The sequence below is a fragment of the Gluconacetobacter brunescens genome (assembly GCF_048695475.1).
In the GTDB taxonomy this organism is placed as follows: domain Bacteria; phylum Pseudomonadota; class Alphaproteobacteria; order Acetobacterales; family Acetobacteraceae; genus Gluconacetobacter.
In genome coordinates this window covers 549,842-574,587 of the sequence record NZ_JBLHEN010000001.1, presented here as the reverse complement: position 1 = coordinate 574,587, position 24,746 = coordinate 549,842, and the positions used below count along the sequence as shown (strand labels likewise).

Sequence of the window (24,746 nt, the reverse complement as noted above, 5' to 3'; positions counted from 1 at the left end):
CCCGCGCGATGGTCGGCGGAATGGTGAAGGTGCCTTGAATGCCGCGACCGTGGGCTGCGATGTGATCGCCGATGGCGTAGATTGTCAGCTTATAATAGAGGGTTCCGTCAAATCCTGCAGATGGGTAATCGTGCTCACGGATCTCGTTTCGGGACGCCGGCAAGCGCCGGGGGCGGGAAGAGGGAGACGCGCTCCATGAGCAAGCCGGCGGAGGTTAATGCGCCGTTGTCCTGCGCGCTCGTGGCAAGGTGGCGTGAATGGCTGGTGACCCAGGCCCTGCCACTCTGGAGCGAGCGCGGATTCGATCCCCGGCAAGGGCTGTATCATGAGCGGCTGACATGGGGCGGTGCGGTGGCGCCGTTGCCCGAACTCAGGCTGATGGTGCAGGCGCGGCAGGTCGCGGTCTACTGCCGGGCGGGACTGGACGGGTTCTACGGCAACTCGGCCCAGGCACTGACCGATGCGTTGCTTTGTCTGGACACCGTCGAGCGACTGTACCGGCATGCCGATGGCGGGGCGGGCTGGGTCTTTTCACTGGCGCCGGATGGTACGCCTGCCAGCCGCGTGCGTGATCTTTACGCCCATGCCTTCATCCTGTTTGCCTATGCCTGGGCCTACCGACTGACCGGTGCCCCGCGCTATCGGCGGATTGCCCGTGAAACGGCGGAGGAAATCTGGCCATTATTTGCGATGGAGGAGGGATTCCGCGACTGTGTGCCTCAGACGAATGCGGTGCGTCGCCAGAATCCCCACATGCACCTGCTGGAAGCGTGTCTGGCCCTGTTCGAGGCGACAGACGAGGCCTTCTATCTTGATCAGGCTGAGCGTCTGGTGACCCTGGCATCCCGCCGGTTCATGGATCCTCGTTCAGGCGCGCTGCTTGAGGAATTCGATGCGGCCTGGGCACCGCTTGCGCCACCGGGGCATAATCGGGTCGAGCCCGGGCATCTGTTCGAATGGGCATGGCTACTGGGTGAATATCGCAGACTCGCCCCGGGCACGCAGGCGAAAGGCCATCTGTATGCAATGGCCGAACGGTTGTTCGCCTTTGGAAGCACGGGAGGTTGCGCACCGGATACGGGCCTTGTCTATGACGCCATGACCGAGGACGGTGTGGTGTGCGCGCATTCAACGCGCATCTGGCCGCAGACCGAACATCTGCGTCTGCTCTGCCGGCGTCGCAAGGATGCAGGGGAGGGGGGAGAGGGGTTGCTGTCTTCAATCAGCGAACTTTTTTTCACGCGCTATGCGCCAGCGCAGCTTGCCGGCGGATGGATTGATCGCCTGGATGAGGGCCTGGCCCCGATGGTGGATCATATGCCGGCCAGTTCGCTCTACCATATCTACGGTGCGGCGAGAGAGATTGTCTGTGCCTGACGGTTCGCTCCGCAACGTGGATCCGCCTGAATATCTTTTTGACAGAAAACGACTTTATGTCGATTTAATCGTTTAATTCGTGAAATTTCCTTTTTGTGAGGCAATATTGGCTCGAGATTCTTCTTTTCATGTCGGTGTGGATGGATTCAATCTGGCGCTCCCGCGCGGAACGGGTATTGCAACCTATGCGCGCACATTGACGCATTGTCTCAAGTCGATGGGATGTACCGTGGATGTCGTCTACGGCATGGATATCTCTCCCCGCATGTCAGCCGACCTGCGCGAAGTCATGTTTTTCGACATCCTGGGCCAGACCTCGACGAAGAAGGCCTCCAAATCCATCATCCCGCGCTGGTTGCGGAATGTCGTAGCCGATAGGGTTACAGGGGCACCTAAAGCGGTCGAGGTGCCCATCTCTGGTCGGGTCGAGGCGCGTGGCTTCGCCCAAAGGTTGCCGGCGTTCGACCGGGTATTGAATGTGCAGAATCTCTATCACGCTGCCGGGCGGCATTTTCGCTCGACTGGTCGCTTCATGGCGATCTCCGTTCCCAATCCACCGGCGATCATGCATTGGACCTATCCTTTGCCCATCAGGATCAAAGGTGCGCGAAATATCTATACCATTCATGACCTTGTGCCGCTGAGATTGCCCCAGACGACGCTCGACAACAAGAAATTCCATTTCGAATTGATCAGTAAGGTCGTGCAAGGCGCAGATGCGATCTGCACCGTGTCTGAAGCCTCCAGAAAGGAAATTCTGTCGTTTTTCCCAGAGGTTGAGAAGAGGCTGCACAATACATACCAGTCATTCGAGCCGAATACGTCGATTGATGTCTCGCGTGAAGAAGGAATCAATCGGGAAATCAGGGAATTGTTCGGCTTGCAGCCGGGAGGATTCTTTTTGTTCTTTGGCTCTTTGGAGCCGAAGAAGAATATCGGCCGTCTGATCGAAGCGTTCCTCATGGCGCGGACGGAGCGCACGCTCGTCATTGTCGGGGCCATGAGTTGGAAGACGGATGACGAGCTTCGCTTTCTGGAGCGTGGCATCGCGGCCGGGCGCATTCAGAAACTGGAATATCTGCCTGCGCCGCTTCTGGCAGCGTTGATCCGGGGAGCACGCGCGGTTCTTTTTCCGTCGCTCTCTGAAGGTTTTGGGCTGCCCGTGCTGGAAGCATTGTCCTGGGGAACGCCGGTGATGACCTCGCGTGAAGGCGCGTTACCCGAAGTCGCCGGAGAGGCGGCCTTGTTTGTCGATGCCTATGACCCGTCTTCGATCAGCGCGGGGATCGAGGAACTCGACAGCAATGATGTGCTTTGCGCCAGCCTGAGAGAACGGGGACCACGACAGGCAGCATGCTTTGATATGGGAAAATACGAAGAGCGGTTATGGGAAATGTACCGATCTGTTGTCTCTCTTGAAAATTAATGCCGTAGGCGTCTCTGTTCGGTTGACCAGACTTTGGCGGAGAACGGTGGCGGTGGGCGACCGTTGCATCTATGCAGCTATCCTTGTGCGCGTTTTTTCAAAACAGGCGCTGTTTACGGCCTGCTCCATGCATGTTCATGGAAACGGTGCTGAAAAGTTGGCTGTTCGGCCAATTGATGGAGTGGGCTTATCGGCCGTACGGCCGATAAGCCCGTATCCATTCAGACGACGTTATGCCCTCGCATAAACGTCTTCGATGCGCACGATATCGTCTTCGCCCAGATAGGGGCCGGACTGGACTTCGATCAGCGTCAACGGAATCCGGCCGGGGTTTTCCAGGCGATGGACGGCGCCGAGCGGCAGATAGACGCTTTCATTCTCGCGCACCATAATCAGGTCGGCATCGCGTGTTACCATAGCCGTGCCGCCGACCACGACCCAGTGCTCGGCGCGGTGGAAGTGCTTCTGGAGCGACAGCTTCTGGCCGGGGTCGACCGAGATGCGTTTGACCTGGAAGCGATCGCCCTGGATCAGGCTTTCATAGAAACCCCAGGGCCGATAAACCCGATTATGGCTGAGTGCCTCGGGACGCCCTGCTGCCGTCAGGCGGGCGACCATTTTCTTGACGTCCTGGGCCCGGTCGCGATGCGACACCATGACGGCGTCCTTCGTCACCACGACGATCAGATCTTCGACGCCTGTGACCGTAGCGACGATGCCGTCAGACCGGACATAGCAATTCTTCGCGCCGTCGAGAAAAACATCTCCCGAGGTTGCATTGCCGTCAGCGTCTTTCGGGGTCAGTTCCCACAGCGCGTCCCAACTGCCGATATCCGACCAGCCGAAGTCCCCTGGCACGACAGCAGCCTTTTGGGTGCGTTCGGCGACGGCGTAGTCGATTGAAATATCGGGAGATTGGGCAAAGTGCTCCACGGAAAGGCGTTCAAAGTCCGAATCGCATGTACGGTCGTCGACCGCCTTCTTGACCGAGGAGTAAACCAGTGGCTCGAAGGTCTCGATCTCGCTGAGCAGCGTGCTGGCGCGGGCCACGAACATGCCGGAATTCCAGAGATAATGTTCGTCACGAATAAAATCTTCCGCCTGTTCTTTATTCGGCTTTTCGAGAAATTTCGCGACGTGGAAGGCGCCCGGCACGTCGGCCAGTTCATTGCCGCGCTCGATATAGCCATAACCGGTTTCCGGTTTGGTGGGCTTCATGCCGAAAGTAACGATATAATCCTGACGGGCGGCGTCGACCGCCACGGTGAGTGCGGTATTCAAGGCCGTCTGGTCTTTGATCGCGGCATCGGCCGCCATGACCCACATGACCGCATTGGGGTTTTCCTCGGCGATCAGCAGCGCGGCAGCGGCGATCGCGGGGGCGGAATTTCGACCCATCGGCTCCAGCACGATGCGGGCATTGGTGATGCCCACTTCGCGTAGCTGCTCGGCGATGATGAAACGATGATCGGCGTTGCAGACGACGACGGGGCGGCCAAATCCAGGCTGCTCGCCGCGAAGGGCCGTTTCCTGCAATAGCGTTTTATCTGAAAGTAACGGCCAAAACTGTTTCGGAAAACTTCCACGCGATACTGGCCAGAGGCGACTGCCAGACCCACCAGACAGGATAACCGGAACGACTGTTCGAGTGTTTATTGCCGCATTAGGTGTATAATCAGACGGTTTCATTTGCGGGCACGTGCTCCGATTAGACATAATTGTTTGATCTCCTAATCAAAAGAGATTGCCTTGAACAGGCATAAAATCGTGTGAATGCCGATTTTCAAAGGTCTATCATGCTTGAGTGTTGTAACTATGCGGCCTTATATTCGCAAATAGCTATCTATCCGGTCGACCGTCAGGTGCAGAGAAGTCCTGCCATATTTGGGCTTGAAGCGTGAGACGGGTCAAGGGTCATGTCCGAACATGAGACCTAAAGATCATCAGAGCCCGTTTGGAAATGTCGGGTGGTGAACGAGGGCGACCAGCGAGAGCCGCGTCCGTCGTGTGCATGCCGAAGCCCAGCGGCCCTGATGGCCATTTCTACTGAGGCGCAGGAAATGCGCGTCGCATCGCTTTCCTCTTAATCTTCCTGATAAATTCGTGCCTCTTTCGAGCTGGGCAGCTTATCAGTCTGTTCCATTTTTCAAGGTCGTAGCCTGCAATGGCGGGCTTCGGTGACGTGAAAAAACCAGGAGTGACATGGACGTGCCATCTTTTATTCGTGATAATGGGGAAAGCAGAGAGGCAGGTATCGAGATCAGGATCGGCGGTGGCAGGGACGAGAGAAGGCTATGATCCAAGTTTACCTCGGCGCTGACATCTCCATCATCTTCCTGCAGATTGAATTGAGTGGAAAACGATATCGTGGGTAGTGACGTGAAGAAATTTCAAAGAAAAATTTGGTTCGATGTCTCTGATCTTCTTGGTTATTTTCCTGATAATCGGACTCCTACAGGGATACAGCGGGTTCAGATCAGCATTATCCAGTCGATTCTTTCAGGAAGCGAGAGCGAGGAAATAGCGCTTTGTCAATTCCTCGAGGACGAGAATGGGTGGTTTTTGGTCGATCCCGACCGCTTTGTGAAGGTATCTACGCTCAGTTTGATGGGCTCAGATGCGCGGGATCTGGTGTGGCGCCGGGAGGTATCGACGCTACGACAGGAAGCGATGGCAGAAAAGATCGACGCTTTTCCGCTGAGGTCTGTTCTGATCAATATCGGTACATCGTGGTGGCTTCCCAATTATTTCATGCATATCCGTGAGGCAAAAAAGAAGAGCGATATTTATTATATTCCCTTCATTCATGACGTAATTCCCGCTGTTGTGCCACGTTTTTGTGCGCATGAACTTGTGCATGAATTCATTGATTGGTTCATGGGCGTCGTACAGCATTCGGATCGGTATTTCGCCGTCTCGGAAGCAAGCAAAAAGGATTTTCTGGCGCTTGCAACGGAATTAAATGCGGGCATTCCCTCCGCTGATGTGCGCGTCGTGCATCTTGCCGCCGAAAAGAAAACTGTTTCCGTGCCAACCGCTGCGGCCACGAGCCTTTTCAGGCGAGAGGGAATTGAACCTGGGAAATTCGTTTTCTTTATTTCGACCGTTGAATCGCGCAAGAATCAGGCCGGAGCACTGGATGCCTGGCAAAACCTGATTCGTAACAACCCGAAGCTGCCTATTCCCAAACTGGTCATCGTTGGCAAACGCGGTTTCGAGAGCCATTTTTTCCTGGAGAAACTCGCCACATTTATCGAGGCTGAAAAACATATCGTCTATATCGAGAGTGTCAGCGACGAGGAGCTTGCAGCGCTCTACTCATCCTGCCTCTTCACGATCTATCCGAGCTATTATGAGGGTTGGGGACTGCCAATCACGGAATCGCTCGGTTATGGGAAGGTCTGTGTTACTGCGGACAACTCCTCGCTACCGGAAGCGGGGCAAGGATTGACTGTCACTTATCGCACCGGATCAAATCACGATTTCGAAGAAAAGCTTCTTTCTTTGATCAAGGACAGGGGCCATCTATCCGCGTTGGAACAACGCATTGCGGAAAATTTTCAGTCTCGTCACTGGGAGACGATCGCCCAGGAGGTCTTGGCATTCGCCCACGCCGTCCAGGAAGGGGTGGAGCAGACCAAGAAGATCGAGCCCGTGCTTGAGCCCGCCTACTACGCGCTCAATCGTAACAGGCAGTTAAAGATTTCAAGCGATCTCACCTCGGCGGAGGTGCTGCGTGATGGTTCGGGCTGGCATCGTCTTGAGGATTTCGGCAGTTGGACACGGGGCACAGGGGCGCGGCTGACCTTCACCGTGGCGCAGCCATGCAACCGGATTGCGATCCAACTCAAGGGAATTCCATCGTCTCACAGCGAAGTAACGGTTTCAGCCAATCTGGCTGGATCCTCCACGAAGTTTCGCCTCAATCCAGATGAAGAAGCATGGTGTTTCCTCGACTTTGACGGGGATATTGCAGGGAAGAAACTAAACATAGACGTTTATTCTCGTGAAGTGGAAACGACTACCAATCCAGAGACAGGTCATTCTCGTGTCATTTCGGTAGGCGTGTGTGGTGTGTACCTTTTTGACAAGACCAATGCCAACGCACGGACCGATTTTATCGAGGCAAAGCTTTTCGATCTTCTGAAATACAAAAAGATGAAAAAATTGCTTTGCACCCAATAAGTCTCACGAAAAAAAATCGAAGGGACGTAAATGTGGGATCGATACAAGGTTGGCGAGACATGAAAGAGATTAGGCGCGAAGAGATCGTAAGTACTTTGTTGCGATTTCGGGCAGGGAAATTCTACAAATCGGGCGGTGTCTGGGTATCCAAGGCTCTATCTCGGAAAATGAAGGGGGGAAATGCTGCGCGGGATAAGGCGGACTGGGACGCTGCGGCTCGGCATTTCAGGGAAGCTGTGGCGATCGATGGAACGATCCCGCATATCTGGATTCAGCTCGGGCATGCGTTGAGCGAACTCGGCGATCATGAGCAGGGGCTTGAGGCTTACCGAACAGCCCTCTTGCTCGATCCTTCAAAGGGCGAATGTTACCTGCACATTGGACGCCGACTGGCGGAGGATGGGGATGTCGAGAAGGCGATAGAGGCCTACAAATCGGCCCTTCCGTTTGAAGATGTGTCGGCTTCCGCAGAACAGGAAATCACCGCTCTACGTCCATCTTTTGCCGCATTCCTGCGGCAGAAAGAGACAGTAAAGGCGATCGCGGCTGATATTCGCCCCAGCACGGTGGAAGGGCGATACAAGATTGCTTCGGAGGAGGCGACTCTCTGTTTTGACGTCAGTGATCTGATTGCGCATTTTCGGCATAACAAGTTTCCGACTGGCATTCAGCGTGTTCAAATTGAGGTCGTGGCAGAAGCCGTGGCGACTTGTGCCGGTCGCGTTGAGATTTTTTTCTTCGTCGATGGCGTCGAGCATTTCATTGATCTCGATCATCCAACATTCACCTTGCTGGCAACGCTATGCAAAAATGATGATCAGGAGGCTTGGACGGCGGCACGGGACGGATTTTTTGCGCGTATTCCATTTTCACAGCCCTATTTGCCCCCGCATGGCGCGATAGTGGTGAATCTTGGTACATCGTGGTGGATGTACAATTATTTTCTTGCGATCCGCAATCTCAAGCGCGAGCGCGATATTACTTTCATTCCCTATGTTCATGATCTTATTCCCGCGATCAAACCGCAATATTGCGTAGAAGGCGTCACAATTGACTACAATACGTGGCTCGTAGGCGTATTTTTTCATGCTGACGCTTTTATTACCAACTCAACGTCGACGACACGCGATCTGACTTATGCCGCGCGCGTCATGGGCCATCCATTGAACGAGCGGAATGTCGCGACGATCCCTCTTAGCGCGAGTTTTTCCGGGGATGATGAGGGGCGCGCGCTTCCGAGTGAGGCGCTTATCAGAAGGTGGGGCCTGCAGGCTGAGGGTTATGTTCTATTCGTCTCGACGATCGAGGCGCGTAAGAACCACGAAGCTGCATTCCTGGCCTGGCAGGCGCTTCTGCAAAAAAATGATGCGGACGCCGTTCCTCCGCTCGTGTGTGTCGGCAAATTCGGCTGGCTAAATGACCGGGCTATGTCCGTCATTGCGGCTGACCCTTCGCTCAGCAGCAAGATCGTCTTTATTCAACGGGCGAGCGATCTCGAGCTTAAAAGCCTTTATAGATTGAGTCTTTTCACCGTCTATCCAAGTCATTACGAGGGGTGGGGGTTGCCGATTACGGAATCTCTCTCTTATGGGCGCGTGCCGCTGGTCGCGGATAACTCTTCCCTCGTGGAGGCTGCCGCCGGGTATGGGGTGGTATTTGAGAGTGGCAACGTCACCGATTTCGTTGAGAAGGCAGAGAAGTTGCTCTTCGATACGAAATTCCGGGCAGAACGGGAACGGCAGATCACCGAGCATTATCATCTGACGACCTGGCGGACGATGACGCATGAGATCGTCGCTTTTTCGGATAGCGTAAAGACCAGTAAAGGGTCGCTTTACGAGGGCTTCCCCAAGACTCTTGGTGGGCGTTATGTCCCACTCAATCTACACCGTGACCGCAGTATCTGGCACGGCATTGCCAGCGGTGAAATGTATCGTGTTGGCGAGGGGTGGCTCTGGCCCGATCCGAGCGGTTGCCGCATCAAGCCCGGTTCGGCACAGCTTTGTATTCCGAATCTTGGATTCCCCATTGCGCGTATCTTCCTGCACGTGCGCGGACTGAATTCAAAGTCATCGACTTTTTCGATCCATACCCAATCGGGTCTTGTTTTTTCCAGCACGACGAATGCGGGGCAGGGTATGTGGGCAGTGTTCGATGTGGAGGTCGACAGGGAAGGCTGCGTATGTTTCGAGATTCGTTCCGCCGACTATGAAACTATTGTAATGGATCATGGTGGCAGCCCGAAGCACTATGCAGCCGGCATCCCTGTCTTGGGTTTCTGTGCCTCTGACAGAGACGATCATCGTGACAGGCTGGATTTCCTTGAGGCTGCGGCAAACAATACGCTGGAGAACGTCGGTGCCTTTGCGAAGAGTTACACACAGCACTGGGTTTGATACTGGATCCTTTGGGTTGTGAGGTGGCCAATTTGGGGAAGGCTTTTTATCTGAGCTGAGGAATCTTCCGCGAGGCATACAGTCAAGAAGGTCTCAGCCGAGATCCGGAAGCGTGACGTAGGGAGATGAAGGGGGCCGGCAAGAGAGGATGACGGCGTTTATCAACGCTCATCGCGAGGGACTTGGATGCTGCCATCAAGTCCTCCTCTCACGAAATACACTGCCCGCCCTCCGACCCAGCAGGTATCTGCCTCATGCATCAGGCCCGTAATCACATGTGTTCATGCACACCCATGGCGCGGGTGTATCCGGCTGTACAGGCCTAATCTCCGATATAGTTACCGGGCATCTCTCGTCTTTGACAGGGGGGGCGCCCGGTGATTGACGCCAGTTCAATATGGTTGGGAGTGAAAGAATGAAAACAAAGGCTTTCAGGTATGCATTTGTATTGGTCGTGTTTTACGGTGGCCAACGGTGCGCACTGGGCGCATCCGGAACAATAGGAAAGCCGGCCGTAAATGCAATGTCCGGCGGCACGCTCACTTCGCAGGTAGACGACAAAACAGGCGGCCTGAAGAACTCTGGGCAGGCTACGATGCCGCTGGAAACTCGTAGGATGGAGGCGCTGCCCGTGCCGTACAGAGGTCCAAATCCTGCCTCGGCGCTAGTGGCACTCTACCGGCACATCGTTCCTGACACTCTGAAGGTGGCCGCTGATGGCGACGACGACGCGCCGTCCATTCAGCGCGTTCTGAACATCCTCTCTTCCAATGGCCAATTGGGCGGCGAGATCGTGTTTCTTCCCAGAATATATAAACTGAACTCGCCGATCGTGCAGACCAATCAGGGAGTCTGGCGATGTGTACAGGGGCATATGTCCACCGGTGGCCTGGCTGCCGACCCAGCGCAGCGTTATGGGGGTACGTGGTTTCAGATTGGTGCGCGGTTCATTGGCTCCTCGAGCCGCCCGATCACGATTTCAAGCGGAACGGCTATCGGCGCGACCATAGATGGGTGCGCGTTTTTCGAGATCCAGCCGGCATCGCGTAAGCCTGCGGCCGGTAGCGTAACCGCTTCTTGGAAGCCTGCGGCCTATCCGTTCGTAATTGGCATCCAAGATGTGAAAGGAGAGGTGTTCATCACCAACACATTGTGGCGTGGTATTACGAAAGGAGTCTATTCGGATAACGCTGGCCGCCTTCAGGTGCGCAATGCGATGACGGATTTCTATACAACCGGCTTTGAAGTCCATCATGATTATGACGTGGATCGCTTCATCGGGATACACGAATGGGGTTTCAACGGCAGTGAATTGGATAAGCTCCATTACAAGACGCACAATGAAAATCTGATCCGTCTCTATCGTGCCGACACACCGATACTGGATGATATTTTTGCTATCAACACGTTCTCCGCCATCGACCTCGAACAGGATTCCGCATCCGGATCTCTGGTCGGAGGCGTCTCGACCAAGGTGAACATCGGTACTTTGATTTGTGACGGGTCAGTGCACTGTATTCTGAACGACGCACCAGCTGCGACGGTCAAGATCTCGATCCTCGACGCGCAGGGGCAGGATAATACGCAAGAGGGCTTGACGGCCCATACGGGGTCCAGCGCGATCGAAATGGCAGCGTACGGTACGGTGCAGGTGGGGAGCCTTTACACGCAGGCCATGGCCCAGGGAGCTATCCATCTGTTTGGAAGCCAGTGCAGCTACGTTAGCGTCGATAGCTTGGTAATTGATGAAGCCGGCGGCGCAGCCGGCGCGCGTGGCTATGTTGCGGATATGGCGACCTGCGCGCAATCGCCCGTTGGCGGAACGAATACCGTGTCCCTGGGAATGCCCCCGACGCGGATCATGGTCGCGCCACCCTCGACATATATGCCGTCTACGGCCACTGGATCGCTGTTGTGGGCTGCACAAACGTCTCATCAATAATGGATCTGGCCAATTGAGAGGCCCAAGCTGCTGGAGGACGAGACACGCGGTTGAAGAAATCGCCGGCGCAGCCAACTCTGAACGAGGCAGCGTTGCGCGAGCGATTCCCTCATCAACTTTGTGGCCAAACTGCCAAGTGCCGCCGGCCGGATAGGATTCATGGCTTCCTACCCGGAAACATCGAATGGCTACCGTCCGACGTCAGGAACCCTTCAAATATCAACAGGTCTTGATGCCTGAAGATCAGCATATTCCCACCAACTGATCTCGTTCTGTGTTTCGGTCAGGGTAAATCCATTGGCCTTGAAAATGGAGCGGCAGGGGAGATTTTTCTCGGTCTCCACCAATCGCGCCTTGGCGGAATTATAGCCTGCTTGCCGGAATTTTTCCAAGAGTGCTCTTATGACATGTTCTTCGACACCCAGCCCCATTACTCGGCAACTCATGATAAATTGCTCGATTTCATTCTGTCGAACAAGGGCAACAACGACCAGGCCATAGGCCGTAAATTTGTCTTCAACCTTGAATGAAACAAATTTCATTCCCTGGGTGAAGGCGGCCTGGCATGTTTCCTGAGACCAACGCTCGCCCGTGGTGTTGAATTGATTGGTCTTATTCAGAAGCTCGAAAGATCTAAAGAATCCCTCACTTTCTACGTCATCGATTTCTATTTCTTCATACTTTATGTTCAGGGATTTTATGAATTCTTCCTGGGAAACACTATTCTTGAAATCCTCACGTTCGACCTGTGCTTTGATCATCTCCGTTCTGTTGGTCGATTCATTGGAAATTTTTGAAGTCTGCGTTTCGGCAGCCGCCAGCAGAATATGACGCCACAGGATCGGATTGCCGCCCAATACCCGCATATCGGGATAAATGCTCTTAATGTCGGAACGTTGCGCAGGATTATCATCGATGAATACGACACTATTGGGAAGAACATTGACGATCTGTAGGATCTCTTTCATGTTTTCCGACTTTTGCCGCCAGTTGATGCGACGGACCGCGAAATCATCAAGAGAAATCATTTTTCCCATGATATGTGGCCACGCTTCCCTGACAACGGCTTCTTCGTTCTTGCTGATGATCGCAAGAATGACGCCGCGTCTTTTCAGCAGAAGCAACGTTTCCCAGAACGCCCTCGGCCATCCTTCGGTGGTTGCCATTTCGGATGGCGTATGTTCGGCAATGATACCGCGCCATAACGTATCATCAATATCGACGACTACCATTTTTACGGAGTCGATCTGGCGCACGATCCTGTACATTGCAATCAGCTCGTTCCAGCCGGACTTCAGGAAGAGCGCAATTTCTGCATCGTAGATTTCGGGCGCCCGCTGGACAACTTCCAGACGGTTCTGATCAAATTCGAAATCAAAATCCCCGATCATGGAGCCATGATTGAATGAGGTGATCATATCCTCATTAATGTACTGTCTACCTATTGACGCCATTGTATCGTTGATATCGTAAAAAAATAGTAAGCGCCGATGTAAGGCGGCGTTGACGTAACGACTATTTGGCCTTTCGCTGGCGGGGTGCCCATTTCTTTGCCAGGGCAGTGAAGCGGGTTTGGATCAAGTCGACGTTTGGCTGAGTGTGGAGATCATGGGCGTCCCCCAGGGCTTCCAGTGCGTCCTCATGAAATTCATGCGTCGGATCAGTGAGGGCCTCCAGCTTTTCAGCATAGCCCCAGGGGCCTCCCGAGTCCTCGGGCGGACACATTCCGGTGGCCTCGAGCAGGCGTGGATAGCTGGCGTGCGGGTCGGCAGGGGCGATATCGTGGATCCTGACGCTATGCTCCCAGCCATCGCCGAAGTCGTAGAGGTATCGGAAGGACTTGCCTCGCATTTCCTCCAGAGCCTCAGCCAAGGTCGTCTTGCGCGCATCGAGCGGACCATCGAGACCATAGGAGGGGTCGGGGATGCCGAATCCCGTGCGTCCGAAGGTCAGTTCCCACAAGTGGCTGTCGGTCCATGCCAGCGCAGCCTGGAGGACGGTGTGCAAGCGATCGAGCCTGATACCCAGCGGCACTTCGATCATACGGCTCACAGCCGGTGTCACGTCATCCAGTGTGATCGTCATCCGCACGACGAAGGCATTGCTCAAGCAGCATGCTCCAGTTTTTGGATCTCTCTCGCTGCCTGCCAGTTCCAGGGCAGGAGTTCGTCGATCCGGTTAATCGGGTGGTTGCCGATACGTGCGATGACGTCGGTGAACCAGGCTTCGGGGTGCACGCTGTTCAGGCGGCAGGTCTCGACCAGCGAGTAAAACAGGGCCGAAGCGTCGCCCCCCTTGGTCGAACCGACAAACATCCAGTTGCGGCGGCCAAGGGCAACCCCACGCAGGGAATTTTCGACCAGATTATTGCTGATTTCGAGCAGACCGTCATCGCAATAGCGGACCATCGCCGCCCAGCGGTTGAGCGGATAGCGGCATGCCTTTGCCAAGGCACTGTCCGATGACAGCCCCCGCATCCGCGCTTCCAGCCATGGTCGCAAGGTAGCCAGCTTCGGGCATGCCAACTGCTGGCGAACCTGCCGTCGTTCATCGGGAGGCGCCCCCTTGATGGCGCGTTCGATCGCGAAAAGCTCGCCGATCCTTACCACGGCCTCGGCCGCGATCGGCGACGGGTTCTTTTCCAGGATGTCGGTAAACTTGCGTCGCGAGTGGGCCCAGCAGCCGACCTCGGTTACCTCGCGCGGTGCCTTCGTGCTGGGATCACGGTACAGCGTGTTGTAGCCGGCGTAGCCGTCCGCCTGAAGATATCCCCGATAGCCGGCGAGATGAGCTGCGGGATGCTCACCACCGCGACCGATTGTAAAGCGGAACGTTACGGCGGGCGGGCGCATGTCACCGCTCGAACGATCGTCGCGCAGATAGACCCAGAAGTACGCGGTGTGGCTACCGCCCTCGCCTGTGAGCAATGTGACCGGCGTCTCATCACCATGTATCTTGGAAGCTTCGAGAATGTAGGAGAGCAGCCGTTCGCCGAGCGGGGCCATCAGCCAGGCCAGTTTGCGGGACCAGCGGCCCATCACATCGCGATCGATGTCCACGCCCAGGCGACGCAGGATCATCGATTGACGGTGCCAGGGCTGATGATCGACGAAGCGGCTGACGAGAAGATGCGCAAGCAACGCGCTGCTCGCCATCACCTTCGGCAACGGCAGATCAATGGCTGGAGCCTGGCCGATTTTCTCGCAGGAACGACAGGCGATGCGGGGACGAACATGGCGCAGGACGCGGAAGCGGGCCGGAACGTAGTCCAGCACTTCGGTGACGTCCTGGCAGATGATGGTTTCGGCGCCGCCACAACCGCATGGCTGCGGGCGATGCTCCGTCGTCACGCGCGGGATGTGCGCGGGGATCGGCGCCCGGGTTCCAGCTTTCCGTGCAGATTGCGGCTTTGACGCTGCGGGAGCATCATCGTTGGCGAGTTGGGAGGCATCGACCTCTTCGAACATCAGGCGCAGTTGCGCGATGTCCATCTTCTCGGAACTGCGACCGAACTGGATGCGCAGAAGCCGAGCAAGGCGATGCTCCAGCTTTTCGATTGTCAGGGTCTGGATTTTGACGGTCTGCTTCGTTGCCCTCAGTTCGCTCCGTTCCAATTCCATGGCTTCGGCCATCTCCCGCAGCATTTTCTGCAGGAGAACCGGATCTGTGGGGAGGCGATCAAGGTCGAACCGCATGCCTTGAACTATAGCGCGAGCAACGTTCCGATCCTATATAAAACCTCAGTTTTCTGCGGTTTTACCGTTCACGCAAAGGTCGGTGCAGGCACCTCGTCATGGATGATCGCCTGCCTCCAATCGAGACCTTCAATCAGCATCGCCAATTGCGCAGCCGAGAGTCGGGCTGCCGCCCCGTCCTGGGTTCGGGGCCACACGAACTTCCCACGCTCAAGGCGTTTCGCATACAGGCAGAGCCCCGACCCGTCCCAGACCAGCGCCTTCAACCTGTCACCTCTTTTGCCGCGGAACAGGAATACAGCGCCGGAGAATGGATCGAGTTGCAGGATATTACTAACCTGGGACGACAATCCGTCGAAGCCTTTGCGCATGTCGCACGGCGCCAGCGACAGATAGATCTTCGCCGACGGCGGCAGCGTCAGACTCAACGTTCAAGCTCCCCGACGATGTCGAGGACCAGCCTCAGTGCTTCCCGGTCAACGAGCCTGTCGACCGATACGGTGAAGCCGCCCTCCCGCCGAATGTCGATGCGGCCGACCTCCGATGGCTTTGCAGGAGACTCGGAACTCACCAGTTCGACCGGCACGAACCCGGCCATCGCACCGCGCACCAATTGCTTGCGCCATGTGTATAGCTGGCCAGTTCCGATCCCGTAGCGTCGCGCCACTACCGCAACGATAGCGCCTGGCTGCGTCGTCTCTTTCAGAATCGCGAGTTTTTCCTCATTGCTCCAATGCCGCCGCCGCTCCATTCGCACGACCGCTCCACCATCCCGGCATGCGCTCATACGAGGCTCTTTTGACTGCTCAATATCCACTCGCAAGGCCTCCATGTGCCTCGCCAGCTTCACGCTATTCCCGCCCCGAACAAGGTCGGGTTCCGTCGGCGCTTACAAAAAATACGTTCGTATATTTCTTGATCTCTTCTGCGATGAATTTATTCAACTCTTCAACAAAATGTACAGGATTTTCTATACTGTATCTGTCAAGAAGTTTTCCGATATAATTTTGTTGCGGAAGAATAAACGAGAATACGAATGTCGTTATGCCATACTGTTGGTTCCACCTTAATCCGCTCCGAAGAAGCATTCTGGTGGCGGATTTGACGTGATCTAAAAGATCCTGATGAGCTTGCATGTCGCCCTGCTGGATCTTTGCAAAGGCACCGTCAGGTAAAGCATTTCGGATCGGGATCTGCAGGATTTGAAAGTTATAACTTCCAATAGGGTGGACGGGCTGTTCCGGAAGATCATTGGAGAACAGATATAATTCTGTCTCGAATGTTTCCTCCAGAGACGGGACGGCATTGGCCCACGCGTCAGAAAGACAAGACCCGACAATCAGTACTCGTTTGATATTGGACTGATTGACACGTAAGGTCGTAGGGTTTCTATAATTCTCTCCGAGAATATCAGAACGAGAGACAAGCAGAGAATCAGAACGGCTATCGATATCTTTCTTTGTGACCAAATAAAATTCTTCAGAATTTAGGAGTTGATTAATCATCCCTAGAACAGTGGTTTTGTTGCGAACGCACTGAGCTCTATACGCATCATTATTTACGCTCCGCTTCAAAATAGATTGAAAAAGTAATTCTACATCTTCTTCTGTGACTATTTTGTTCTGGATGCTTGAAGGATCTGCGCTCACGTTTTGTTCTCCATCCTCATCTTTAAGCATATCGATATAATGTGTATCAGTTTCTGGTGCGCGTTCTGTGAATATTTTTCCGGTAAGTAATCTATTGTAAATATCTATACCTTCTTGAACACTATTGCAGATGGCCATTTTGCCATCTTGCAGAACCATACTATGGTCGCAAACATCTCTTATATATTCCATACTATGTGAAACGATTACGAGTGCCCGATCCTTGCGTTTTTCAAAAAGTTCTCGGCGGCAGCGTTCTGCAAAACGCGCATCGCCAACCATGGCGACCTCGTCAATCAGATAACTGTCAAATTCGATCGCAATGGATAATGCAAAGGCAAGTCGGGCTTTCATGCCTGATGAGTAGTTTTTCACCGGCTCGCGAAGATGTTGACCCAGTTCTGCGAAATCATCGACAAAACGACGCATCTCGTCGTAATCGCGATTATAGATGCGTGCGATGAACCGCAGGTTATCCAGTCCACTCAAGCTGCCCTGGAACGCGCCCGAAAATGCCAGTGGCCAGGAGACGGACATGTCCATTTCGACCCGTCCCGATGTCGGCACGTCGACGCCGCCGATAATCCGCAGCAAGGTCGATTTGCCAGCGCCATTATGCCCGAGAATGCCCCATTTTTCACCGCGCTGAATGGTAAAATTCACGCCGTTCAGCACGCGCTTCATGCCAGACGATGTGTGGAATTCCTTGACGATGTCGACGCATCTTAGCATGGCTTGGTGGCTCTATCCCGTGATTTCCAGATGCTTTCTGACGCCTGCGGTCAGGAATATGCCGATAAGCACCATCAGGGCAGTGCTCCAGGTATCGTAGAAAAGATCGTACTTAACGCTGGCTTCTATCCCGAACTCGCCGCCCCGGATCATCTCCACGTTGTTGGCCATAGGAGAAAGCATCAAGATCCATTGGTAATGGAGCGGAAGCCAGGCAACCATAACGAACGCTCCGCTCATCGGGAGCGATAGATAGCCGAAGACGGTCACGGTTTTTTCGATAAGATCGGACATTTCGCTTAACGACGCGGCCAGTAGGGCGGTCGCGAAAGAAAAAACGCATTGATAGGAGATGCCGAGCAAGAGGAGGCCGTAATCTTTTGGCGGGTTCATGTAGCCCAAGCCGATGGCACCCATCATTACAATGCCGCCGGCCATGATTGTTCCGATAATTTCCAGAAACGAGCGTGCCGTGATGACGTCGAAAGGCGTTACCTGTCGATGGAAAAAGAGGCTGCCATTGGACTCATACGCCTTGACGGCACGCCCCATGCAATGCCGCCACATCGTCAGGGGAATATAGCCCGTGACCACCATGGCCGTCATGGCCAGACCATGCTCGCGCGCCGGCCGGATAGCCGTCCATACGATTGCGACGCCGGCACAAAAAAGAATTGGTTCTCCGATCACCCAGAGAAAACCCAAATTTTCGCGCCCGTAGCGGGTGTGCAGTTCCCGAAGGATGAGCGCATGAATGACCTTGTATTGAATAATGAAGCAGGAGAGTAGCGTATCGCGTCGTTGAGGTTGTGGCGTCATGTGATCTTGTGCTCCCTCGCGCCTGCAATGAGAAGCCGCCCCATGATGTAAGCGCTGTAGAAAGAGACGAGAGAAATTGCCATCACTTCGAGCGTCGACGGATATGCGGGATAATCAGGCTTATCGGGGCGGGAGACTTCTTCCAGGAAGACCATCTGATGGTCTGCTCGGGCCTTGGCGCTTTGCAGGGATGTCACCTCTGACGCCAACACCTGCTGCAGGATCTGCCGCTGGATGGTCAGGTTGTCAAACTCGGTCAGTGTCGGCACCAGGGAATGGGTATCACCCGTCAACCGGGCGGATGCGGTGTTCAATTGCTTGCGCAGGATATTGATCTGCTGCTCGTAGACGGCGATGGAGGGACTGTCGGGCGACGTCTGGCGGGTCTGGTCCAGGCGCATCTGCGTGGCGGTGAGCAGCGATTGCAGCGCGTATTGCGTGGAAACGAGGGGCTCGCTCTGCTTCTCCGGGTCGATCATCGCGCTGGTATTGCGGAAGGCTGCAAGGCGGATTTGCAGGTCGCGGATCTGGTCGAGCGTTGTGTCGACCTCTCGCTGTGCGGCATCCACCAGATTCGCGCGCTGCCGGCGGTTTATCTCGTTCACCAGATCTTCTGCGGCCGCGATGAGCGCCTTGGCAATGCGCTGTGAATCCTCCGCGCTGAAGGTGCGGACGGTCAGGACAGACAGTGAGGTCTCGGCATCGATCTGCGCCTTAACGTGTTTCTTGTAGTATTTGTAGAAGCTTTCCAGATCGCGCCGCGAATACCAGTTGGGGAAGCGGGACATGAAATCTGCGCCCGGGTGCGAGAAGACCTGGGCCAGTCCGTCTTTGTGGAGCAGGAGTGCCATGGCGTCGCGCGACATGAGATAGTCTTGCACGGCGAACGTATCATCGCTGGTGACGGACTCATTCATGCCGGTTTGCATCATCATGGAAAGCGGCGTACTCCCCATGCTGTGCTCGCCACGCACCATGAAATGGGCTTCGGAAATATATTGCGGGCTGGCGATAAGGGTCAGATAGAGAAAGAGGAAAATATTGGGCACAATAACGGTAAAAAAAAGTCCCGACCTGATCTTGTTTCTTACAAAAGACACGCCGGCCGCAAGCGGCGCTGCCGCATGGGCCGGCTGGGATGCGGGCGCTAGGGCTAATGAAGGGTGTTCTTGAAACTCATCTGACATCGAAAGACTTTCCTGCTCCAACCTCGATCGAAAAACTGCACATATCCTGTTTCGTTGCAGGCATCCTGGCTTACGCGCTAGCGCGCCACCATGTAGCCCGCCGTAATGCCCGGTTGGACGATTGTGCTGATAAGGGTGAACAGCTTGTAGAAATTATTCGCCTTCGCGTTGGAGTAATACAGCATGTCCTTGTCTCTCATGGCGAAATGCTGCCCCAGGAAATAATTGCCAGGATTCATCATGTCGATTTGGTACACGATCGGCGTGACCGGCTTGCCCTCGGCCACAGGAAGACCCAGCCGCCGGACGACGTCGTTGTCTTCATAGCGCAGAAGGAAAATACCGTTGGGATCGGACTGTTGGTCCAGGGGACCTCCCGTCCTGGCAAGGGCTTCGGACAAGGAGAGTTCAGGTACCGTAAACGGGACCTCCGACACCTTGCCGGTGGCACCGAAGACGGTAAAGGTTCTGGGCTTGTAGATAACCTCGATCCGGTCGCCGGGATGAATGGCAATGTTCTGCGACGGGTCGTTTTCCGGAACGCTCATCGCCACGCGCGCCACGTGGTCGCCCCGCGTCAACTGGATGATGGAATCCTCCGGCGGATGGGGGCTGCCCTGCGCCAGGGCGATGACATCCATGAGACGCTCGCGCGTGGGGGTGAGGAATACGCGTCCAGGGCGGGTGACGTTTCCATAGACGATGGCGGAGTTGGTCACGCTCTCGACGACATGGACGACGACCTGAGGCGCCTGCGATTTTCGCGCCAGGGCCTGGCGTACCGTCGCCGCCGCCTGATCCACCGTCTGTCCTGCCACATGCAGCGTACCTGCATAGGGGACGGTGACGGTTCCTTCTGCACTGACCTTCAGTGGCGGCAGATTGCTGAGCATGGCCTTGGCGCCCTGAGGGTCCTGCGCGGTGCCGCCGGACGACAGGATGCTGCCGGTATTCTGGGTGGTTGTAGAGCCGCCCGCCATGGCGGCGGCCATCGACGTGCCGCTGGCATTGCCGCCGCCGCCGCCGAACAGGCCATTGCCGATCTCATAGATCGAAACCTGGATCGTATCACCTGGGCCGATCATGTCATTGCTCGTAGGCCGGTCGGTCACCTTGTCCAGGGACGAAAGTGGGGCGGGGGAATCGCTGGCAAGAATGGTTAGGAGGTCGGAACTGATCTGTACGAGGCCGAACCCTATCTTGTTTTTCTTTGGATTTTTTTGTGCGCTAAGGAACTGTGATTCCGTGGGGCCGCTGCTTGGCAGGGAACTACAGCCTGACAGGAAGAGCAGGCCGCTCGCCAAGACGCCGGATACCTGTGCTGCAATACGGTATGTGGCGACGCCAGAGCGCAAGCGAGAGTGTTGAGGAATCATATGAACCACGCGACATACCACCAAGAAAAATTCGTCTCTGGTCAAACTGCCAAAGCTCTATGTCAAAGGTTGGACAGATTGACAAGAAACCAGGTCGGCGCACATCGGCTGCCGCTGATGGCCGGTCGAAGTTGGGCCAGCAGCGAGATTTCCATCTCTCTCGATCCCGTACACTTCAATCTCGGAAATCGACCGCGACCGGAACGTGATCCGATGTCGTAGGCCAGTCGCGTACATCTCGCAGCACCGTCATGTCGACCAGACGCTCCGTTAGATCGGGCGTAATCCAGACATGGTCCAGGCGACGCCCACGATCGGATGCCTTCCAGTCGCGGTTGCGGTAGGACCACCATGTGTACAGCTTTTCGTCGGCCGGCACGAAATGCCGCATTGCGTCGACAAAGCCATTTTCCTGCCAGGCCAGCAGCCGCGTGGTCTCGGGCGGCGTGTGGCTGACGACGGTCAGCAGTTGCTTGTGGCTCCAGACATCCTGCTCCAGCGGCGCGATGTTCAGGTCGCCGACCAGGACGGTGCGGCGGTTGGTGCGACCGGCGAACCAGGCTGTGGCTTCGTCCACGAACGCCAGCTTGTGCGCGAATTTCGGGTTGGCCTCGGGGTCCGGAATGTCGCCGCCGGCTGGGATGTAGAAATTATGCAGTTCGACCGTTTCGCCACCGAGTGAGAACGACGCCGCGATGTGGCGGCAATCGCCGCGCCCGCACCAGTCCGGCGTGTCGTCAAGCGAGGTCAGCGCCACGCGCGACAGGATCGCGACGCCATTATAGGCTTTCATGCCGCGATAGAGCGTGTGGGTATACCCCAACTCGCGGATCGCATCGGCAGGGAACAGGTCGTCCGGGACCTTGGTTTCCTGCAGGCAGATGATGTCCGGTCGAAGATCCTCTCCCAATCGGGCGAGCAGGGGCAGCCGAAGGCGGAGCGAATTGATATTCCACGTCACGATGCGCATATCAGTGGCATTGCCTATCATGCGCTGGCTGGCAAGAGCGATTCCCGCCATCACGAACAAAACGGGATCGAATCGCGGATGATCGGGTAGACGGTGCAGGCTCCTTGTCGTGAGCGGGAGGGATCCTCGGTTTTTTGGGCGGATTGCCTGAAGTCCATCGAACATCAAGGCCGTGTTGGAATAATTTTTATCATTATCAGTGGGTTATTTTTCTGTGCTGCTTTCTTGTGCAATCCAAGCCGGGGTCAGGAAAACTGCCCGCCCCACGATTCTGCCCGTGCCTGCTCCACAGACTTATCCACATGATCGGTGGATGAATGAGGGGGCGGCCTGATGGACGGCGATACGACTGCCACCCCGCGCCTCCGGGGTGTTGAGGCAATTCAGCAGGCCCTTCAGACCATGCCGCTTTCGTCTGGCGTCTATCGCATGATCGGCGAGAAGGGAGAGGTACTGTACGTCGGCAAGGCGCGGATTCTGAAGCGGCGGGTGACGTCCTACACCCAGCTGGGCAAGTTGCCCGAGCGGTTGCGGCGCATGGTGTCCGAGACGGTGGCGATGGAAATCGTCACCACGCATACCGAGGCGGAGGCGCTGCTGCTGGAAGCCAACTACATCAAGCGCATGAAGCCGCGCTTCAATATCCTGCTGCGCGACGACAAAAGCTATCCGTGGATCATGATGAGCGATGGCGACGCATTTCCGCAGATCGCGAAGCATCGCGGCAAGCTGGTCAAGGGGGCGTCCTACTGGGGGCCCTTCGCCTCGGCCTGGGCGGTCAATCAGACGTTGAACCTGCTTCAGCGGGTGTTCCTGTTGCGGTCGTGCTCGGATGCGGTGTTCAACGCGCGTACGCGGCCATGCCTGCTGTTTCAGATCAAGCGCTGCTCGGCGCCCTGTGTCGGGCGCATCGACCAGGCGGACTATGCCCATCTGGTGGAGCAGGCGCGGGCCTTTCTGTCCGGCCAGCGCAACGGCCTGCGCGATGAACTGGTGCGCGAGATGGAGGAGGCCGCCGCCAGCTTGGCCTTCGAGCGTGCGGCAACCATCCGAGACCGCATCCGGGGCTTCGCGGCGATGCAGGATTCGTCGGTCATCAACCCCGCGTCGCTGGAGGATGCGGACATCGTGGCCATCGCCCAGGTGGCGGGGCAGTCCTGCATCCAGGTCTTCTTCATCCGTGGTGGCCGTAACAACGGCAATCGCGCCTTCTTCCCCATCCATGCCCGTGACGAGGCGCCGGGTGAGGTACTGGGCGCGTTCCTGTCGCAATTCTATGATGACAAGCCGCCGCCGGCGCAGATCCTGCTGAACTGCGAGATCGCCGAGCATGACCTGATGGCCGACGCGCTGGGGATCAAGCGCGGCCGGAAGGTCGAAATCCTCGTGCCGCAGCGGGGCGAAAAGCGCGCGGTCGTCGAGCATGCGGAGACGAACGCGCGCGAGGCGATGGAACGCAAGATGGCCGAAAGCACGGCGCAGGCGAAGCTGCTGGACGGGGTGGCCGACCTGTTCGGGCTGGATTGCGCGCCACGTCGGATCGAGATCTACGACAACAGCCACATCATGGGCGCCAACGCCTATGGCGTGATGGTGGTGGCGGGGCCGGAAGGGTTCGACCGGCGGAGCTATCGCAAATTCGCGATTCGCGGGCCGATCACGCCGGGGGACGATTTCGCGATGATGCGCGAAGTGCTGGAGCGGCGCTTCAGCCGCGCCCTGCGCGAACGCGAGACGGAAGGGGGCTCGGCCGATTGGCCGGATATCGTCCTGATCGATGGCGGGGCTGGGCAGTATTCTGCCGTGAGGACGATCCTGGATGAACTCGGCGTGTCGGACGTCACGCTGGTGGCGATCGCCAAGGGGCCCGATCGGGATGCCGGGCGGGAATGGTTCCATGTGGCTGACCGCCCGGCCTTCCAGCTGCCGCCGCGCGATCCGGTACTTTATTATCTACAGCGGCTACGCGACGAATCCCATCGTTTCGCCATTTCCACCCATCGTGCCGGCCGGTCCAAGGCGTTGGTGAAGTCGGAACTCGACGAGATTCCGGGTGTCGGCGCGGCGCGCAAGCGCGCACTGCTCAACCAGTTCGGGTCGGCCAGGGGGGTCAGGCAGGCGGGGCTGGCCGAACTGGAGGCAACGCCGGGGATCAACCGCGAGACCGCGCGGGTCGTCTATGGCCATTTTCACCCCGGCTGGAGCGGCGGGTAGCGCCCGTTGCAGATGTTGGAGCAGGTGTGAGCGATTTCTTCATCAGACCGGCGTGAAGTACCGTTCCTGTTCGCCGTGTCTTGCTGTACGGTGCAACCGATGCTGACCGACCTGCCCAATATCCTGACCCTGTCGCGGATTGGGGCGATTCCCGTCCTGGTTGCCCTCGTGGCGATGGACAGCGCGATGACGGATTGCGCGGCTTGCCTGCTGTTTATCGCGGCGGCGATTACCGACTATCTGGACGGTCGGCTGGCGCGCGCGCGCCAGCAATATTCGGAACTGGGCCGGATGCTCGATCCGATCGCCGACAAGCTGCTGGTCGGCGCGTCGCTGATGATGCTGGCCGGAACCGACCATCTGCCGTTCGGCGCGCTCTATCCGGCCATCATCATCCTGGCGCGGGAAATCCTGATCAGCGGTATGCGCGAGTTCCTGGCCTCGACACGGATCAGCCTGCCGGTGACGCGGCTGGCGAAATGGAAGACCGGCATCCAGATGACGGCGATCGGCTTCCTGCTGGCCGGCGACGGGACGGGCCGGTTGCTGCATATGCCATGGCTCCCGGTCGGACTGATCGGGTCGATGCTGCTATGGATCGCGGCCGTGCTGACGGTCATGACCGGATGGGATTACCTCATGACGGCGCTGCGGCATATCGGCCGCCATGATGGTGCGTCAAAAATCGCGTCCTGATTGTATCATTGCATTTCATGCCACTTGTGGTTGCAGAGACGAATGGGCAGACTTCCAACCGCTGGCGGAGCAGATGCGGGCG

At 56.4% G+C, this 24,746-nt stretch carries 18 protein-coding genes; 7 read left to right on the top strand and 11 right to left on the bottom strand.

The window, feature by feature from the left end; genetic code table 11:
* Nucleotides 1–195 precede the first annotated feature (195 nt).
* Together ACMAUO_RS02480 and ACMAUO_RS02475 are read left to right on the top strand one after the other, a co-directional pair.
* Nucleotides 196–1,377, top strand: a complete 1,182-nt coding sequence (locus ACMAUO_RS02480; RefSeq protein ID WP_420355408.1) for an AGE family epimerase/isomerase — start codon at nt 196–198, stop codon at nt 1,375–1,377.
* Between the two features lie 106 nt (nt 1,378–1,483).
* The gene (locus ACMAUO_RS02475; RefSeq protein WP_420355407.1) at nt 1,484–2,803 is read left to right on the top strand and encodes a glycosyltransferase family 4 protein; all 1,320 of its coding nucleotides are present in this window, start codon (nt 1,484–1,486) and stop codon (nt 2,801–2,803) included.
* A gap of 231 nt (nt 2,804–3,034) precedes the next feature.
* Here the strand turns inward: ACMAUO_RS02475 and ACMAUO_RS02470 are convergent, their stop codons facing one another.
* The gene (locus ACMAUO_RS02470) at nt 3,035–4,492 is read right to left on the bottom strand and encodes a mannose-1-phosphate guanylyltransferase/mannose-6-phosphate isomerase (protein ID WP_420355406.1); all 1,458 of its coding nucleotides are present in this window, start codon (nt 4,490–4,492) and stop codon (nt 3,035–3,037) included.
* A gap of 678 nt (nt 4,493–5,170) precedes the next feature.
* Here ACMAUO_RS02470 and ACMAUO_RS02465 point away from each other — a divergent pair.
* The 3 genes from ACMAUO_RS02465 to ACMAUO_RS02455 all read left to right on the top strand — a co-directional run bounded on the left by ACMAUO_RS02465 (nt 5,171) and on the right by ACMAUO_RS02455 (nt 11,326).
* Nucleotides 5,171–6,988 (top strand): glycosyltransferase family 4 protein, encoded by a 1,818-nt coding sequence (locus ACMAUO_RS02465; RefSeq protein ID WP_420355405.1) that lies wholly within the window; start codon nt 5,171–5,173, stop codon nt 6,986–6,988.
* Between the two features lie 59 nt (nt 6,989–7,047).
* Nucleotides 7,048–9,384 (top strand): glycosyltransferase, encoded by a 2,337-nt coding sequence (locus ACMAUO_RS02460; protein ID WP_420355404.1) that lies wholly within the window; start codon nt 7,048–7,050, stop codon nt 9,382–9,384.
* A gap of 415 nt (nt 9,385–9,799) precedes the next feature.
* Entirely contained in the window at nt 9,800–11,326 is a 1,527-nt protein-coding gene (locus ACMAUO_RS02455; protein ID WP_420355403.1) for a hypothetical protein, read from the top strand.
* A gap of 212 nt (nt 11,327–11,538) precedes the next feature.
* On the opposite strand, the gene ACMAUO_RS02450 is transcribed toward ACMAUO_RS02455, so the two are convergent.
* The 10 genes from ACMAUO_RS02450 to ACMAUO_RS02405 all read right to left on the bottom strand — a co-directional run bounded on the left by ACMAUO_RS02450 (nt 11,539) and on the right by ACMAUO_RS02405 (nt 21,754).
* Nucleotides 11,539–12,744, bottom strand: a complete 1,206-nt coding sequence (locus ACMAUO_RS02450) for an HAD-IIIC family phosphatase (protein ID WP_420355402.1) — start codon at nt 12,742–12,744, stop codon at nt 11,539–11,541.
* A gap of 97 nt (nt 12,745–12,841) precedes the next feature.
* Complete coding sequence (locus ACMAUO_RS02445) at nt 12,842–13,435, bottom strand: plasmid pRiA4b ORF-3 family protein (RefSeq protein ID WP_420355401.1); 594 nt, start codon at nt 13,433–13,435, stop codon at nt 12,842–12,844.
* Nucleotides 13,432–14,946, bottom strand: a complete 1,515-nt coding sequence (gene tnpC, locus ACMAUO_RS02440; RefSeq protein ID WP_420355400.1) for an IS66 family transposase — start codon at nt 14,944–14,946, stop codon at nt 13,432–13,434. Before tnpC ends, ACMAUO_RS02445 begins: the two co-directional genes overlap by 4 nt.
* Before the next feature lie 143 nt (nt 14,947–15,089).
* Nucleotides 15,090–15,449 (bottom strand): IS66 family insertion sequence element accessory protein TnpB, encoded by a 360-nt coding sequence (tnpB, locus tag ACMAUO_RS02435; protein WP_420355399.1) that lies wholly within the window; start codon nt 15,447–15,449, stop codon nt 15,090–15,092.
* Complete coding sequence (tnpA, locus tag ACMAUO_RS02430; RefSeq protein ID WP_420355398.1) at nt 15,446–15,853, bottom strand: IS66-like element accessory protein TnpA; 408 nt, start codon at nt 15,851–15,853, stop codon at nt 15,446–15,448. The genes tnpB and tnpA overlap by 4 nt, the downstream gene beginning before the upstream one ends.
* Nucleotides 15,854–15,872: 19 nt before the next feature.
* Entirely contained in the window at nt 15,873–17,354 is a 1,482-nt protein-coding gene (locus ACMAUO_RS02425) for an ABC transporter ATP-binding protein (protein WP_420355397.1), read from the bottom strand.
* Between the two features lie 60 nt (nt 17,355–17,414).
* Nucleotides 17,415–18,221 carry an ABC transporter permease gene (locus tag ACMAUO_RS02420; protein WP_420355396.1) on the bottom strand — a complete coding sequence of 269 codons (807 nt, stop codon included), beginning with the start codon at nt 18,219–18,221 and terminating at the stop codon, nt 17,415–17,417.
* Nucleotides 18,218–19,408 carry a KpsE/RkpR family capsule polysaccharide export protein gene (locus ACMAUO_RS02415; RefSeq protein WP_420355395.1) on the bottom strand — a complete coding sequence of 397 codons (1,191 nt, stop codon included), beginning with the start codon at nt 19,406–19,408 and terminating at the stop codon, nt 18,218–18,220. Before ACMAUO_RS02415 ends, ACMAUO_RS02420 begins: the two co-directional genes overlap by 4 nt.
* A 77-nt stretch (nt 19,409–19,485) precedes the next feature.
* Nucleotides 19,486–20,712, bottom strand: a complete 1,227-nt coding sequence (locus ACMAUO_RS02410; protein WP_420355394.1) for a polysaccharide biosynthesis/export family protein — start codon at nt 20,710–20,712, stop codon at nt 19,486–19,488.
* Between the two features lie 247 nt (nt 20,713–20,959).
* On the bottom strand, nt 20,960–21,754 hold the full coding sequence (locus tag ACMAUO_RS02405) for an exodeoxyribonuclease III (RefSeq protein ID WP_420355393.1): 795 nt from the start codon (nt 21,752–21,754) through the stop codon (nt 20,960–20,962).
* Between the two features lie 333 nt (nt 21,755–22,087).
* Between ACMAUO_RS02405 and uvrC the strand changes: the two genes are divergently transcribed.
* On the top strand, nt 22,088–23,968 hold the full coding sequence (uvrC, locus tag ACMAUO_RS02400; protein ID WP_420355392.1) for an excinuclease ABC subunit UvrC: 1,881 nt from the start codon (nt 22,088–22,090) through the stop codon (nt 23,966–23,968).
* A gap of 99 nt (nt 23,969–24,067) precedes the next feature.
* Nucleotides 24,068–24,664 carry a CDP-diacylglycerol--glycerol-3-phosphate 3-phosphatidyltransferase gene (pgsA, locus tag ACMAUO_RS02395; protein ID WP_420355391.1) on the top strand — a complete coding sequence of 199 codons (597 nt, stop codon included), beginning with the start codon at nt 24,068–24,070 and terminating at the stop codon, nt 24,662–24,664.
* Nucleotides 24,665–24,746: the final 82 nt, after the last annotated feature.